The following is a 15,869-nucleotide window of genomic DNA, read 5'->3' on the forward strand; positions in this document are numbered from 1 at the left end:
GGAGATGATTTTTAAAATCATCTCCTTTTTATTATTTTGTATAGTTATCGAAATACCCTTTGATGTAGACAAAAGGTGTTCCTTTATCGCCACTACCCGATGTTAAATCAGATAATGAACCGATTAAGTCAGTTAAACGACGAGGTGTTGTTCCTTGTGCTTCCATAGCGCCGACTAAATCTTCATCTTTATTTTTGATGTAATCTGAGATAGCCGTTTTTAATTCGTCACCGCGTAGGTCAGCGAAGTTATTATCAGCTAAGTATTTTAGTTTAACTTCATTAGGCGTTCCTTCTAAACCAGCAGTGTAAGCTGGAGAAACGACAGGATCAGCAAGTTCCCAAATTTGGCCAACTGGATCTTTAAATGCACCGTCACCATAAACCATCACTTCAACATCTTTCCCAGTTTCTTCTTTAATTTTAGCTTGGATACCTTCTACTAAAGGTTGGCAATCGTTAGGGAATAATTTGATGCTAGTTTCTGTTGATTTATTTGAACCTAATAAGCCATATGCTTCATTAAATCCGCTACCGTTATTTGAAGCAGTTAAGATATCGCTCATAGCGTAAACTTTTTCAGCACCATTATTTTCTAAAATACGTTTTGTACGGAAACGAGTATGAATATCACAAGTTAGAACGTTTTTAGTGTAATCTAAGATTGTTTTAGCATTGTTAGAGAAGATGACTTCACATTCAGCGCCTTCTTCTTCGATTAATGATTTATAGTACTCGATGTAATCCACACCTGTAAATGTATGTTTTTTATAACCAAAGTGTTCGCGGAATTCAGCTTCTGTTAACACATCTGTCCAAGGGTTAATTCCTTTTTCATCTAATTCGTCGATATCTACTAAGTGATTACCTACTTCATCTGAAGGGTAGCTTAGCATTAAGACAACTTTTTTAAGACCACGTGCCATACCACGTAAACAAATTGAGAAACGGTTACGGCTTAAGATAGGGAAGATAATACCAACGGGTTCATCTCCAAATTTAGCGTTAACATCAGCAGCGATATCATCAACTGTTGCGTAGTTTCCTTGTGAACGAGCCACGATAGATTCTGTAATTGTAATGACATCTTGATCATCAATGCTGTAGTTTTCAGCTTTAGCAGAATTTAAAACGACATCAACCACGATTTTTTCAAGGTCGTCTCCTTGATTAATAATTGGGCCACGAAGACCACGGACTGTTGTACCAACTGTTCTTTCCAATTAGCTCTCTCCTTAGCGGTTGCTTATATCAGTTAATAAGCACCATGTATGATTTGTGTTCTTTACTTCTATACTATAGACTATAACTATGCTATAAGTAAACTTAATAATAGTTATATAGGGTATAAGGGGTGTTAATAGTGATTGGGAAATTAGATTTGTATCGTATTTTTCAGATAGTAAGCCAGCATAAGAGTTTTTCAAAAGCATCAGAAGAGCTTTACATGACACAGTCAGCTGTCAGTCAATCAATAGCAAAATTAGAACAAGAATTAGGTGTAACTTTATTTTATCGAACACCTAAAGGAATTATATTGACTAATGAGGGTAAAGTACTGGAGGAACATGTCAAAATTGCGCTTAAGCGTTTTGAATTAGCTGAAGATGATATTTTAAATTTTACTGAAATGAAGACAGGGGAATTACGAATTGGCGTTGGTGATACTATTTCTAGATATTTTTTGCTCCCTTATTTGGAGCAATTTTATGCCAATTATCCAGGGATTAACTTAAAGATTTTGAATGGGACGACAACTGAGATTGTTAGTTATTTAAAAGAAGGGGAAGCAGATGTAGGGGTCTGCCATTTGCCAGTTAGTGATAAACAAATTACAGTTCTACCCAAGAAAGTGATTCATGATGTTTTTGTTTGCACCCCTAATTATCGAGAGAAGTTGCCAAAGACCATGACTTACGAAGAATTATTAAAACAACCGTTAATATTTCTTGAAAAAGAAGCAAATTCAAGAGTATATGTTGAATCGTTTATAGAAAAAAAAGGGCTGATGTTAAAGCCTGTTTTTGAATTAGGGTCATACGATCTAGTATTGGATTTTGCTAAGATTAATTTAGGGATTTCTTGTGTGGTTAGAGAATTTTCAACTCACTATTTAAATGATGGGAGTCTGGTTGAATTAGAATTAGAATTAGAAGAAGAGATACCCTCTCGTCATGTAGGAATCATTTACTTAAAAAATTATCCATTGTCAAAAGCGGCACAAAAATTTGTGGACAGTATAAGCCTTTAATCTATAGTTTTAAATGAGAATAAATAGGGTTTAAAAAGAATCAAAATAGCTTGATAATGATAATCGTTTTCGAAAATAGATGATAATTTTGAGTTATTTTTTCATACTTGTTATACTTATCACGAGTCTTAAATTACTAAGGAGGAATAGATTATGTGTGAAGAAAAAGAAATTTTATCATTACCACGAATTGGTTCACCTGCACCAGATTTTACGGCTGAAACGACTAAAGGAGAAATCTCTTTGTCAGATTATAAAGGAAAATGGGTAGTATTGTTCTCACATCCATCTGATTTTACGCCAGTATGTACAACGGAATTTGTTGGTTTTCAAGGGATTAAAGAGGATTTAGCTGCAATTAATACTGAATTAATTGGATTAAGTATCGATAGCGTGCATTCTCATATTGCATGGGTAAGAAATATTGAGCAAAATTTTGATGTTAAAATTACTTTCCCTGTGATTGCTGATTTATCAATGGATGTGGCTAAAAAATATGGCATGATTATGCCGGGTGAAAGTGACACGGCTACGTCACGTGCTGTATTTGTGATTGATGACAAGCAAGTAGTCAGAACTATAATTTATTACCCCTCATCAAACGGGCGTAACATTCCTGAAGTTTTAAGAATTGTTCAAGCGCTACAAGCATCTGATAAATATGATATTGCAACGCCGGCTAACTGGGAACCAGGTGACCGTGTAATCGTTCCACCGGCAAAAAATCAAGATGAAGCTGCTAAACGTATGACAGATGAAACAATGGAGTGTAAAGACTTTTACTTCTGCACAAAAGAATTAGACAGTTAAACGTGGAAAGGCAATGAAGTATTAACTTCATTGCCTTTTTTTTGAAATATGACATTTCACTAAACGGTTAATTAATATCTGGCCGAAGCCGATACTACTAGAATTTAGGCCTTTTTTTTGCTACAATGAATAAGTATTCAGATAAGAATAACTTAAATTTAGTTTTTATAAAAAGGAGAAATACAATATGATCGCAATTAGTGATTTAAAAGCAGGTATGACATTTGAACAAGATGGTAAATTAATCCGTGTTATGGAAGCTAGCCACCATAAACCAGGTAAAGGTAATACCGTTATGCGTATGAAATTGAAAGATGTTCGTACTGGTTCAACTACGGATACTACAATGAGACCTGATGATAAAGTTAAAAAAGCGTTCTTAGAATTAAAAGCTGTTCAATATTTATATAGCCAAGAAGATATGTCAATCTTCATGGATTTAGAAACTTATGAACAATACGAATTACCAACTGATTCTATTGAAGATGAGTTGAAATACATGTTAGAAAATATGGAAGTTAAAATTCAATTTTTCGGTGAAGAAGTTATAGGTATTACATTACCAACAACTGTTATTTTAGAGGTTGCTGAAACACAACCTTCAATTAAAGGTGCGACAGTTTCTGGTTCAGGAAAACCAGCTAAAATGGAAACAGGCGTTGTTGTAAACGTACCAGATTTCATCGAGGCAGGCGAGAAATTAGAAATCAATACGCAAGAGGGCACATACTTAAAACGTGCAGCTAAATAATAAAAAAAACACCTCTATAAAATGAGGTGTTTTTTTTTATTGCAAAAAAATTAAAAATACGAACATTATATAAAATAAAACTTGATTATTTTTATAGAATATTGACATTTCATACAAAAAAAACTACAATTAAACCTTGTTCATGTAGGAATTAATGTTATTTATTTAGTTAACTTTCAAGTTGTAACCGCTTTTTAGTAAAACCTTTTACTATTTACGGTTTTATCGGATGTTTTTTAAAACGATAATAATAGTTCTTTATGATTAAAATAGTTTAAAAGGAGTGTCAGTTTTGAGTATTTTGATTAGTATTATTGGTATCATTATTTTTATTGGATTAGCATATGCATCAAGTAGTGACCGTAGTAAGATTAAAAAGAGACCGATTATTCAATTATTAGTTCTACAATTTGTATTTGGTTATATTTTACTTAATACAAGTTTTGGGAATATTTTAATAGGCGGGATTGCAAACGGTTTTACAAAAATTTTAGATTATGCAGGTGAAGGTGTTGAGTTTGTATTTGGTGGTTTAGCTAATGAAGGTGCAGCACCATTCTTCTTAACCGTTTTAATGCCTATCATCTTTATTTCTGTATTGATTGGTATTCTACAATTCTTTGGTATTTTACCATTTATCATTAAATATTTAGGTAAAGCGATGAGTAAAGTAAATGGTATGGGGCAATTAGAGTCGTATAACGGTATTGCTTCTATTATATTAGGTCAATCAGAAGTATTCATTTCAGTTAAAAACCAATTAGGTGGCTTATCTGAAAAACGTTTATACACATTATGTGCCTCAGCGATGTCTACAGTTTCAATGTCAATTGTTGGAGCATACATGACTTTATTAGAACCGAAATATGTTGTAACAGCAATCGTTTTAAATTTATTTGGTGGATTTATCATAACATCGATCATCAATCCCTATGAAGTTGAGGATGAAGATGAATTAGAAGTTGTTCAAACTAAACAATCTTTCTTCGAAATGTTAGTAGAATACATCATGGATGGTTTCCAAGTAGCGGTAACAGTTGGGGCGATGTTAATCGGATTTGTTGCGATTATTGCGATGATTAACGGCATCTTCAATGCTATCTTTGGAATTAGCTTTCAAGAAATCTTAGGTTATATCTTCTCACCAGCGGCTGTTTTAATGGGTGTTCCTATGGCAGATGCAGTTGATGCAGGAAGTGTTATGGCAACTAAATTAGTATCGAATGAATTTGTTGCAATGGAAACATTGAAACATGGCTCATTTGAATTTAGTGCAAGAACAGAAGCGATTGTTTCTATTTTCTTAGTGTCATTTGCTAACTTTACATCGATTGGAGTAATATCTGGTGCAGTTAACGGACTTAACAAACGTCAAGGTAAAGTTGTTGCTAAAATGGGCTTACGTTTATTATGGGGAGCGACATTAGTGAGTTTCTTATCAGCTACAATTGTAGGTTTAATTTTCTTTAACTAGATTTTTTTAAAGGTCACACTTCAGGTGTGGCCTTTTTTTGTTAAGAGTATTAGAAAAAAGAGCAAACTTGTTCTATAATGAACATGTAAGAAAACGAAGGAGGGCTACATATGAAAGAGGTTGCTATTACAAGTACAATTGATTTAACAAACGGTGGCTGTAATGCTTGTGGGACTGTAGAAAGTGTTATATTTTCGTTAGATTTAGACGGAAAAGAAATCGTACTAGATGGATTAACTGTGTCTTCGATGGTGATGGGATTAGTTTTGAACGAAGGTTGGAGTCAAGAGTATAAAGTGATGATGATGGACGAATATACTGTTTTCAGTAAAAGTGGAAAAGAAGTAAAATTGGTTGAAGAATACGATCAGTTGACATACAGTTCAGCCGAAAAATCAATTTCTAGTAAGAATGTTATATCAGACAATGATGAACTTTTTTCAAAAGTAAATGGTATCTTACAAGAGTTATTTGAGAGTGAAGGGTATACATTCACAATGTAATCGTATGTTAATGAAAAGAGATGATTTTATATGCTTAAGTTAATTAGAGAATTAGAAGAAAGACGACCTGATTTATTTGTATTTGCTCCATGTGGTAATATTCAACCACTGCAAGTAATTGTTGACTTTAAAACAGCTAAAGGTGAGTTAACAGCAGTTTGTTGGGTTCCAGATACGGTTATAGAAAGAGTAACTTTGTATCAAGGGGAAACTAAACTATCAAGTTACTTACTTGATACAGAGTCAGAGCAATTAGCTCATTATTTGTTGGAAAATGGCTATCTTGAGTTGGAAATCAGTCGTATAAAAAAAACAACTCGAAATTTTACTTACGAATTATAAAAAAAGAAGTTCAAAAGAAAGAGCAAATTGCTCTCTTTTGAACTTCTTTTTAATTAGGCCACAGGTCTATTTTCGAATTGATCAAAATATTGTTGTCCTGGATAGAACTCTTGAATAAGGTCATCAAGAGAAACAAAGCTGTAACCTTGCTTAGTTAATTCGTTGATGATAATTGGTACAGATTTTATTGATTCTTTATGAATATCATGGATAAGAATGATTGACCCTGGATAAGTGTTAGAAACAACACTTTTCGCAATTTTCTTAGCATCTTTAAGCACCCAGTCTTGAGAGTCAATATTCCATTGAATAATTGGCATTTGTAGCAAATCAGAAGCATCTTTATTAATGTCGCCATAAGGTGGGCGATATTTTGTTGGTAATGTGCCAGTTGCTTTGTAGATTGCTTTTTCATTTTCAATTTCATAATCAATAACTTGTTGAGGTCCTATAGCTGAGGCGGCATCATGCACAAGACTGTGGCTAGCTACTTCAAATCCTTCATCATAGACAAGTTTAGCTGTTTTGGGATACGTATTAACGCTCGTTCCTAACATAAAGAATGTAGCTGGAACGTTATATTTTTTTAATGTTTCTAGTAATTCAGGTGTCGTATCTGATTTTGGACCATCATCAAAGGTTAATGTGACAAGCTTATCAGTTTTTGGTTGTGCATAATTTTTAGTACTCGTTATTTTTCCAACCTCTTGATAATCTAAAACTGTAGATTTCTTGGACAGAGTTTTAATTGTAGTTGGGAAATGTAAGCCTTGACTGGTGAAAGTTACATTGCTGAAATCAATTGAGAACTCACGTGAAAAGATTTTATCCATCATTTTTTCATTATCTTTGTTGATACGTAATGCATTTGTTTTTACTTCCAATGCGATACGATTAAGTTGGCGTTTTGAAAATTTGAAATCGTCAAATGAAATTTCATGACCTGTCTTTTCAGAAATAACAATATCATTATGAGAAGTTTTCTTCTTTTTCCAACCGAAGAGACCTGGACGATAGTCATTTTTTATGATGGAATAGCTAATAATACTATTTGTAAATCGTGTTGTTTCAAATGTGACAAGTTCACGTGGTTTTTTAAATCTATTTTTTACCAAGATAGCAGATTGTCCGAAAAAACCACTTGATTTAGTTGAAGCTTCTTTAGGGACTTTACCAATTTGTTTGCCATTATCGGCTAAAGGGACGAGTGTGTTTCCTCCATCTTTTTGGTTAACCAATGTTAGGAAAGGTAATTTTTGTTGTTGAAGATGTGTTTGTTCGTCGCTCAACAAAGTTAACCATTGGGTATTTAAAGCATAGCTATAGAACATAAACAGAGCTATGAGAATAAATAAAGTAGAGTAAAAAATGTAATAGATGGAGTGAGTGCGTTGTTTTTTCATAGATAATCTCCTTACTAAAATGAGTCATAACTATCATAATGCGTTACCTTTATTTATATCAAAAAAGGCTTATAAAGTCAATTTAATGGGGGATAACAAAAAAAGAGAGACATATCTAAATGAAATGTTTTTTTTCTTTTTTTATAAATGTATACAGTACGAAAATGAATATAATGTATATAAAAAAACAAGTTTTTTTGAGCATGTAGTAAGCATGAGATTTATAATAAAAAAAAATAGACATACAATATAGGTTGACTTTTTTTTTGAAAACGGTTTATATTTAAAAAGATAGTAAATGAAATTAATTGGAGAACTATAATGAAAAGAGTTGTAGAAAAAAAAAATCAGTATATGTTTAAACAAATTCTTAATACACAAATGATAATATCTGGAGTTGTTTTATTTGTTCTTGGCCTATTTTCTACTATTGTAATAGGACAAATTAGTTTGAAGCAAGAAAGTGAGAGATTAGACCGTGATATATCAAAGCTTTCAAATTTTATTAATGCGAGGTCAGAATCAAGTAGGAGTTCTACATATAGTATACAAAGAAATAATAGAATCAAAGAGGATTTCATTTATTTTACAACGCATACTAATATGGAGTACGTGAGGCATCGGTTAGAAGATTATGGTAAATCGGATGCGTTTATGCTTCAAGATTTCTTTGGTTTTATGGATGATTGGTTTGGTAATGACGATACATTAGAAGGTGTTTTAATTTATACATATGAAACCGGGCAATTGAGAGAAGTAGACAGATTAGGTAATATAACGGTTTATGATAATATACTTGCATCAGATGTGAGAACTACAAAAGATTTTATATCAACTATTGAAGGGAAGAAAACAACGGACATATATCATTATGCGACCCCAATCGTTGATTTTGATGGTCAAGAGCTGGGTATTTTAGCCTATGCTTATAGCTTAGGTAAGGTAAAAGAGACTGTGACGAATGAAAAGTTTTCTGGAATTAGTGTGGAGAGACCAGAAGGAATCCAAATTTTAGCTTCAGGACTTATATCAGATAAAAAAAAGGAACTATATCAAAATAAAAGAGATTTGGGTTATGGTATAGCGGAATTTTTAAATCATGATGTACCGCAAGTTATAATAAGAGGTTTTTTGGATAGAAAATTAATTATTATAAGTAAACTTCCAGCTATTTTATTAGTCTGGGGTCTTCTTTTTTTACTATGGTACTTGATATACACAGTACTCCAGCGTAAAGTGGAAGTATTTAACGAAAGATTATATCTCATTCTAAAAAAAATGGCCTTAGTAGGTGAGGGGAAATTTGATGAATCAATAGTGATTTCAGAAAAGGGTGATGAATTAAATTTGATTGCAAGCCATTTTCAAGAAATGAGTAAAGAGCTGCAACAAATGATAGAAGATAATTATACATTGCGGGTCAATAGAAGTGAGGCTGAATTAAAAGCGCTTCAAGCTAAAATGGACCCACATTTTATCAATAATACGATCGAGATGATTCGTATGCAGGCGGAAATAGATGACAATATCGAAGTAAGTGAAATGTTATTTAAACTATCTGTTTTAATGCGAGATAACTATCGTGATGGTGATTATTGGACGATTGATAAGGAGTTGAAATATGTTTCTTCTTATTTAGATTTAATGTGCTTTAGATTTGAAGAAACACTTTCATATAGTATCAAAACATTGGATACACAAGGAAGTTTTGAAATTCCAAAGCTAGTCATTCAGCCAATTGTTGAAAATGCAATTAAGTATGGAATGCCTTCTAATGGTAAAGCTTTATTTATTGATATTGAGGTCAACTCAGATGATCGATACATAGTTGTGAAAGTATTTAATAACGGTTGTCCTTTTACAAAAGAGAAATTAAGAGAAGTTAGAACTGTTTTAAGCACTCGGAATTACTTTCAGTCGAATGAATCAATAGGCTTAAAAAATAGTCAAGAACGTATAAAGCGTCAATACGGAGAAGCGAGCTATTTGTCTATTGAATCAAATGCTGAACAAACTTGTGTTAGCTTAGTGATTTTCAAGGGGGAAGAAAGATGCACTTATTAATAGTTGATGACGAAAAAAGGATACGTTTAGGATTAAAAAAAATCATTGAAAAATCACAACCAGAAATTACTGCCATTAGCTTAGCTTCTAATGGGGAAGAAGCACTAGAAATTTTACAAAAACAATCAGATATAAAGTTATTAATCACAGATATTAGAATGAGCCCTATAGATGGTTTAGAGTTATTAACAGAATTAAATGCTCAGGATAGAAAAATACGTTCAATAATTTTGAGTGCGTATAACGAGTTTAGTTATGCTAAGAAAGCACTAACACTTGGTGTAGAGAATTACTTATTAAAACCAATTGATAAGGAAGAATTAGAGAATTCCCTTGGTGTCATGATTGAAAAAGAGCTTGAGAATACACCGAATTCTCAAGAGATTAATTTTAAAGAAGCAATGGGGTATAGATGGATATCTAATAAGATTGGTGATAATGAATTTGCCGAGAAGAACCAGTGGCTTGATATTCCCGAAGGTTTAAATTATTATCAAGTTATTTTGTTAGAAGGTATTTCCAGAAATAAGTTGCTAACGTTAAGGGGGAGAATAAACAATAAAGTTGCTTATATATTAGTCGGTGCAGTGACAGCAGAGATATCTTACTTAGTAGTAGGCTACAAAGAGAAAAATGAATCGGAAGAAGTTTTTTTTGAAATCCAAAAATTTTGTAAAGTGCAATCTATTTATGGAAGTTGGGGGGGCATTGTTTCTGATCAACAATATTTATTTAAATCATTTGAGGAGTCTTTATCATTATTTGAGTGGAAGATGGTACGACCCAAAGCTACTCTATTATTCAAAGAAGAACAAGTATTGGAATCTGTTAGTGTAACGGATGAGACAGTCGAAAAATTATGTAGGGCTTTTAATAAAGGTGTAGCAGAATGGACGGAGATTTTTAGTGAAAATTTAAAAGAGTATCAAAAAGCTTATCGTTTAACACCTCAGCAACTAAAAGACTATTTTGAACTTCTTTATTTAAGGTGTGGAAAACAGCTTATCAAGAGAGAAGGTCATGGTGAATTATCTATATTAAAACAAGAGATGCAAAAAAACACCCTCACATTTAAATCGTGGAAACAAGTTGAGCAAGTAATAAGGGAACTAGCTGAGCAACTTCAGAATGAGTTAGAAAGAGAAATTCAGTTAGATCCGAGATTACGAGAAATGAAAAGAGAAGTTGAAGAGAACTATAAGCAGCCCAAGCAACTAGCTGATTTTGCTAAAGACTATTTGGTTTCAACTGCTTATATAGGAAAGTTATTCAGAGCAGCATTTTCTGTTGGTTATTCGAGTTATATTAATCAAGTACGTTTAAAAAAAGCTTATCAGTTGATTAGGGAGACGAATATACCGATTGTAGATATATCTGTGCAGGTTGGCTTTACAGATATAAGTTATTTTTATAGAAAGTTCAAGGAACAGTATGGAGTAGCACCAGGTAAGATAAAAGACTAAATCAACAAATAAAGACATGGTTATTTTAACCATGTCTTTATTTGTCTCAAAAAGTCCAATATAAGTAAAAAAAGTCCAATTGTTTTACTAAAATTTTAGTGATATTCTTGTTTTATTGATTGACAGCGTTTTCAAACGAAGGAGGAGAGAGATGAGACTATATTATCCCGGTATGAATAATATTAGGAATTACCGAATCCCTTCGCTACTAACAACTGCTAAGGGAACCGTTATCGCAGGGGCCGATGCGCGTGTTATCACATCAAGTGATAATCCCAATGAAATTCATATAGTAGTGAGGCGAAGTGAGGATAAAGGTGAGACTTTTTCAGAGCCAATTTTAGTTGCCAAATATCCTGGTAAGGGCTTGAATGGAGCAGCAGCACTGGATTCGTGTCTACTAGAAGATAAAAAACATCACCGTATTTGGTTGTTATTTACACATACTCCAGGAGGCGTAGGTTTGTTTAATAGTCAAGCTGGTATAGGGTTTGATAAGGGAAGAAAGATTCTTCAAAAAGAGGATGGAACACGTTATTTTATAGATGCAACTAAACTAGTATCTGAAGAAGACGAGACGTGCTTGGATGTTCCAGATGAGTGGGGCTATTTCAAAAATGGTCTAGATATTTATTCTAAAAGAAAAACTCCAGAAGAGTTGAAGGAATATCCAACCTCTTTTCTTCAGATCGTCTACAGTGAAGATGAAGGTATCACTTGGTCAAATCCAGAAGATTTAAATGAACAAGTTAAAGAGGACTGGATGACTTTTATAGGTGCAGGTCCTGGAAGAGGTATCCAAGTTGAACAAGGCGATAATTGCAATAGAATAATTTTCCCCATTTATATTGGCAATAAACATGGTTTACTATCAAGTAGTTTGATTTATAGTGATGATTTTGGGGCGACTTGGGTGAGAGGGGTTAGCCCTAACGATGATAGGAAAGTGGATGGTAACGTGATACACAGTGAGTTGAAAGCTGCCCTCGAGTACTGTTTAACCGAATCACAGCTAGTTTCATTAAGTGATGGACGTATTAAGTGGTATTTAAGAAATCATTTGCCAAATAAATGTTATGTATCAGCTGTAAGCAATAATGGTGGGGATACATTTGATCAACTTAAATTAGAAAAAGAGTTAGTTGATCCAACATCACAAGCAAGTGTAATTTCATTTGAGTCAAATGGTAAGCGTGGTTTAATGTTTTCGAATGCATTTGACCCAAATATTCGACAAAATGGTACTGTGAAAATCAGTTGGGATGATGGTGACTCCTGGTCAGAGAGTTACTGTATTCACCCTAACGGTTTTGGTTACTCTTGTTTGACACAATTGACGAAAGATACATTCGGAATACTCTATGAAAACATAATGGATCAAAATCAGTGGATTGATATGGAATTAGAATTCAAACGGTTTACGTTAGATGATTTTAAGTAAGGAAGGGAAGAATATGAGTAAATCAACAGGAATTAAGGTTTTTTTTCATAAGAAATTGCGAACATTCAGTAAGAATAAATTACTTTTAGTATTTTGTTTGCCAGCTTTTACAATTTATTTTTTATTAAGTTATCTCCCGATGTTTGGAGCACTGGTTGCCTTTAAACAATATACTATCTCGCCAGATGGTGGTTTTTTTAAAAGTTTAATGGATAGTCCGTGGATTGGGTTTAAAAATTTTGAATTTTTATTTAAAAGTTCAAATGCATTTGTGATTGTTAGAAATACACTAGCATATAATATTTTATTTATCATTTTAGGAATCATTATTCCTTTAACTGTGGCACTATTACTACATGAATTATTAAACAAATTTGCAGCAAAATTTTATCAAACCGTGATGTTTTTACCTTATTTTCTATCATGGGTAATCGTATCGTATTGCTTATTTGCTTTCATTAGTCCAGATAAGGGATTAATTAATAATATCTTGCAGTCGTTAGGCTTTGATAAGGTTTCTTGGTATACTAATCCAAAATATTGGCCACAAATTATTATTTTCTTCAATCAATGGAAAGGTTTAGGGTATGGGACAGTTATTTATCTAGCCGCAATCACAGGGATTGATAAAACGTATTATGAAGCAGCAGTGCTTGATGGAGCATCTAAATGGCGTCAAATGAAAGAAATTACAATACCTATGTTACGACCAGTAATAACTATTTTATTCATTCTTGCGGTAGGTGGTATTTTTAGAGCTGATTTTGGCTTGTTCTATCAATTACCAATGAACTCAGGGCCCTTATTTGGTGTAACAGATGTCATTGATACTTATGTATACCGTGCGTTAATGGAAACAGGAGATATCGGAATGTCTTCAGCAGCGGGGTTGTTCCAGTCATTAGTTGGCGCAGTACTAATTATCACGGCAAATAAAATTGTTAAGAAATTTGACCCAGGTCAAGAGTTATATTAGGAGGCTGTCATGAGAAAATCAAAAGATCCATTAGCAATATCTAAATCAAGTAATATTCTATTTAATATTTTATTAGCTGTGTTGGCAGCATTAGCAGTATTACCTTTTCTATTCGTTATTATAATCAGTTTAACGAATGAGGATTCTCTGGCTAAAAATGGTTATAGTTTCTTTCCAAAAGAATGGTCATTTGATGCCTACCGATATATTTTAACATCAGGTAGTGAAATAATGAATGCTTATGGTGTCAGTATTTTTGTAACAGTTGTAGGGGTAATTTTAGGTTTACTAGCGACTGCCTTATATGCGTATGCACTTTCAAGAGATGAATTTGCCTACCGTAATTTCTTTAACATGGTGACAATTATCCCGATGTTTATTGGGGGAGGGTTAGTGGCTACCTATTTAATCATGACACAATTTTTAGGACTAAAAAATTCTATTTGGGCGTTAATTATCCCTGGAATGATTAATACCTTTCATATTATAGTTATGCGAACATTCTTTAAGACCACGATACCTAATGCTTTAATTGAATCTGCAAAGATAGATGGGGCGAATGAATGGCAAATATTTTCAAAAATCGTTGTGCCGATATCATTACCTGGTTTAGCCACAATCGCGCTATTTTTAACTCTAGGTTATTGGAATGATTGGATGCATGCGATGTTATATATTTCAAAAGATAATTTGATTCCACTACAATATCTATTGGTAAGAATTCAAAATAATATGGACTTCTTAAATAGTAGTGGTTCAAGTATGGGGATGTCTGCATCTGTAGTAGCAAACTCATTACCTAAAGAATCCGCACGTATGGCAATAGTTGTTATAACAACGCTACCAATTGCGTGTGCATACCCATTTTTCCAAAAGTATTTTGTACAGGGATTAACAGTGGGAGCTGTTAAAGAATAAATTAATATGAGAAAAAGGAGTGTTTGGTTTGAAAAAAAGAAGCAAGTGGATAGGTGCAGTTACAATTTTAGCTTTATCAACAATTGTTTTAGGTGCATGTGGTACTAGTAAGAGCTCAAAAGAAAAAGATCCAACTTTAATTTGGTATTTAGCTAATACACCTCAAAAAGGAACAAAAGACGTTAATGATAAACTAAATGAAGTTCTTAAAGAAAAAAAAGCTGGCTATCAGGTATCGATGGAATTTATCGATGTTGGAGATTATGATAAAAAATTAAATATCATCAATAATTCAGGGGAAGAATTTGATATTGCCTTCACTTCAGGATGGGCAGGTAATTTTGCTAAAATTGGAACATATAAAGATGTAACCGACTTATTACCCAAATTTGCACCTGAAACAAATGAGTTACTATCTGAAGAAACAATAAAAGGAACGTCACAAAATGGGAAATTATATGCGGTTCCTGGGGTGAATGGACAAGGGTATAAAACAAATGCTCATTATTTAATCTTTAATAAAGAATTAGTAGAAAAATATGATATTCCTTATGAAAAAATACATTCTTTAGCGGATGCAGAACCTTATTTAGAAATGATCAAAGAGAAAGAGCCAGAGTATATTCCTTTAAATTACGACAAAGCGACGAGTGTTTACATTCCATATGAAATTATTCAAAGACCATATGCTGTGAATTATGAAAAAGGTTCTACAGAAGTTGTTAATATTTATGAACAAAAAGATACTATTGAACAACTAAAATTATTAAGGAAATATTACCAAGCAGGTTATATCCCTGAAGATGCCGCTGTTAAGTCTCCTGATCCTAAAGCAAAATTCTTCGCAACAACAGGAGAAGGTTTCCCAGGTGCAGATGTGGTTTGGACAAATGGATTTGGTACAGAAGTGGTCTCTACACCAATTTTGAAACCGTTAGTAAGTAATGCTTCTTCAAGAGGATCAATGTTATCAATCTCAGCTAGATCAAAACATCCAGAAGAATCAATGAAATTTATTAACTTGATTAATACAGACAAAGAAATTAGAAATCTAGTTGGATATGGTATTGAAGGTACTGATTATAAAAAAGCTGATGATAATGAAATTGAAATTTTACCAGATGCAAAATATGAAGTAGCTCAGTTCAACTTTGGTTCAAATGTTGTAGCCTATAATCTAAAAGGGGCATTAGATTACAGTACACCTGAATTCAAGGAAATTATTTCAGATTACAATAAAACAGCTGTAACATCACCGATTTTAGGGTTTACATATGATTCATCTAAATTAGGGACCGAATCAGCAGGTATTTCAAGTGTATTAAATGAATATCAGTTTGCTTTAAATGTGGGTTCAGTAGATGTCGATAAACAATTAGAACAAATGAATAAAAAATTCAAAGAGGCTGGCGGAGATAGGGTTAAAGAAGAAATTCAAAGCCAAATCGATGACTGGAAAAAAACTCAAAAATAA

At 32.9% G+C, this 15,869-nt stretch carries 14 protein-coding genes; 12 read left to right on the top strand and 2 right to left on the bottom strand.

The features are described 5' to 3' along the window. Nucleotides 1–31: 31 nt before the first annotated feature. The gene (locus OL233_RS02820) at nt 32–1,222 is read right to left on the bottom strand and encodes a coenzyme F420-0:L-glutamate ligase (RefSeq protein WP_275470865.1); all 1,191 of its coding nucleotides are present in this window, start codon (nt 1,220–1,222) and stop codon (nt 32–34) included. A gap of 140 nt (nt 1,223–1,362) precedes the next feature. On the opposite strand from OL233_RS02820, the gene OL233_RS02825 reads away from it, so the two are divergent. The 6 genes from OL233_RS02825 (at nt 1,363) to OL233_RS02850 (ending at nt 6,130) form a co-directional block, all read left to right on the top strand. Beyond that, complete coding sequence (locus OL233_RS02825) at nt 1,363–2,250, top strand: LysR family transcriptional regulator (protein ID WP_275470866.1); 888 nt, start codon at nt 1,363–1,365, stop codon at nt 2,248–2,250. 153 nt (nt 2,251–2,403) lie between these two features. After that, nucleotides 2,404–3,060 carry a peroxiredoxin gene (locus OL233_RS02830; protein WP_275470867.1) on the top strand — a complete coding sequence of 219 codons (657 nt, stop codon included), beginning with the start codon at nt 2,404–2,406 and terminating at the stop codon, nt 3,058–3,060. A 187-nt stretch (nt 3,061–3,247) separates the two neighbouring features. Further along, complete coding sequence (gene efp, locus OL233_RS02835; RefSeq protein ID WP_126831589.1) at nt 3,248–3,811, top strand: elongation factor P; 564 nt, start codon at nt 3,248–3,250, stop codon at nt 3,809–3,811. A gap of 292 nt (nt 3,812–4,103) precedes the next feature. Then, complete coding sequence (locus OL233_RS02840) at nt 4,104–5,285, top strand: NupC/NupG family nucleoside CNT transporter (RefSeq protein WP_275470868.1); 1,182 nt, start codon at nt 4,104–4,106, stop codon at nt 5,283–5,285. Between the two features lie 110 nt (nt 5,286–5,395). After that, the gene (locus OL233_RS02845) at nt 5,396–5,788 is read left to right on the top strand and encodes a DUF4809 family protein (RefSeq protein ID WP_275470869.1); all 393 of its coding nucleotides are present in this window, start codon (nt 5,396–5,398) and stop codon (nt 5,786–5,788) included. Between the two features lie 30 nt (nt 5,789–5,818). Next, nucleotides 5,819–6,130, top strand: a complete 312-nt coding sequence (locus tag OL233_RS02850; protein ID WP_275470870.1) for a hypothetical protein — start codon at nt 5,819–5,821, stop codon at nt 6,128–6,130. 53 nt (nt 6,131–6,183) lie between these two features. Here OL233_RS02850 and OL233_RS02855 read toward each other — a convergent pair whose 3' ends face one another. Beyond that, nucleotides 6,184–7,533 carry a polysaccharide deacetylase family protein gene (locus OL233_RS02855; RefSeq protein WP_275470871.1) on the bottom strand — a complete coding sequence of 450 codons (1,350 nt, stop codon included), beginning with the start codon at nt 7,531–7,533 and terminating at the stop codon, nt 6,184–6,186. A 321-nt stretch (nt 7,534–7,854) separates the two neighbouring features. On the opposite strand from OL233_RS02855, the gene OL233_RS02860 reads away from it, so the two are divergent. The 6 genes from OL233_RS02860 to OL233_RS02885 all read left to right on the top strand — a co-directional run bounded on the left by OL233_RS02860 (nt 7,855) and on the right by OL233_RS02885 (nt 15,869). Then, nucleotides 7,855–9,597: a sensor histidine kinase gene (locus OL233_RS02860; protein WP_275470872.1), complete on the top strand. Its 1,743-nt coding sequence runs from the start codon at nt 7,855–7,857 to the stop codon at nt 9,595–9,597. Next, nucleotides 9,585–11,060, top strand: a complete 1,476-nt coding sequence (locus OL233_RS02865) for a response regulator (protein WP_275470873.1) — start codon at nt 9,585–9,587, stop codon at nt 11,058–11,060. Before OL233_RS02860 ends, OL233_RS02865 begins: the two co-directional genes overlap by 13 nt. 151 nt (nt 11,061–11,211) lie before the next feature. Further along, a complete protein-coding gene (locus OL233_RS02870) occupies nt 11,212–12,501 on the top strand; it encodes a sialidase family protein (RefSeq protein WP_275470874.1) in 1,290 nt (429 codons plus the stop codon). Nucleotides 12,502–12,514: 13 nt separating this feature from the next. After that, nucleotides 12,515–13,477 carry an ABC transporter permease gene (locus OL233_RS02875; RefSeq protein ID WP_275470875.1) on the top strand — a complete coding sequence of 321 codons (963 nt, stop codon included), beginning with the start codon at nt 12,515–12,517 and terminating at the stop codon, nt 13,475–13,477. Between the two features lie 9 nt (nt 13,478–13,486). Further along, the gene (locus OL233_RS02880) at nt 13,487–14,395 is read left to right on the top strand and encodes a carbohydrate ABC transporter permease (protein ID WP_275470876.1); all 909 of its coding nucleotides are present in this window, start codon (nt 13,487–13,489) and stop codon (nt 14,393–14,395) included. A 28-nt stretch (nt 14,396–14,423) separates the two neighbouring features. Further along, nucleotides 14,424–15,869, top strand: a complete 1,446-nt coding sequence (locus tag OL233_RS02885) for an ABC transporter substrate-binding protein (RefSeq protein WP_275470877.1) — start codon at nt 14,424–14,426, stop codon at nt 15,867–15,869.

This window comes from Vagococcus proximus, from assembly GCF_029143285.1.
Classification (GTDB): Bacteria; Bacillota; Bacilli; order Lactobacillales; family Vagococcaceae; genus Vagococcus_D; species Vagococcus_D proximus.

Excerpts from the sequence above, each read along its gene's own strand:
- OL233_RS02830 (WP_275470867.1), top strand. The coding sequence starts at position 2,404 with ATGTGTGAAGAAAAAGAAATTTTATCATTACCACGAATTGGTTCACCT.
- efp (WP_126831589.1), top strand. The coding sequence starts at position 3,248 with ATGATCGCAATTAGTGATTTAAAAGCAGGTATGACATTTGAACAAGAT.
- OL233_RS02845 (WP_275470869.1), top strand. The coding sequence starts at position 5,396 with ATGAAAGAGGTTGCTATTACAAGTACAATTGATTTAACAAACGGTGGC.
- OL233_RS02850 (WP_275470870.1), top strand. The coding sequence starts at position 5,819 with ATGCTTAAGTTAATTAGAGAATTAGAAGAAAGACGACCTGATTTATTT.
- OL233_RS02855 (WP_275470871.1), bottom strand. The coding sequence starts at position 7,533 with ATGAAAAAACAACGCACTCACTCCATCTATTACATTTTTTACTCTACT.
- OL233_RS02860 (WP_275470872.1), top strand. The coding sequence starts at position 7,855 with ATGAAAAGAGTTGTAGAAAAAAAAAATCAGTATATGTTTAAACAAATT.
- OL233_RS02865 (WP_275470873.1), top strand. The coding sequence starts at position 9,585 with ATGCACTTATTAATAGTTGATGACGAAAAAAGGATACGTTTAGGATTA.
- OL233_RS02870 (WP_275470874.1), top strand. The coding sequence starts at position 11,212 with ATGAGACTATATTATCCCGGTATGAATAATATTAGGAATTACCGAATC.
- OL233_RS02875 (WP_275470875.1), top strand. The coding sequence starts at position 12,515 with ATGAGTAAATCAACAGGAATTAAGGTTTTTTTTCATAAGAAATTGCGA.
- OL233_RS02880 (WP_275470876.1), top strand. The coding sequence starts at position 13,487 with ATGAGAAAATCAAAAGATCCATTAGCAATATCTAAATCAAGTAATATT.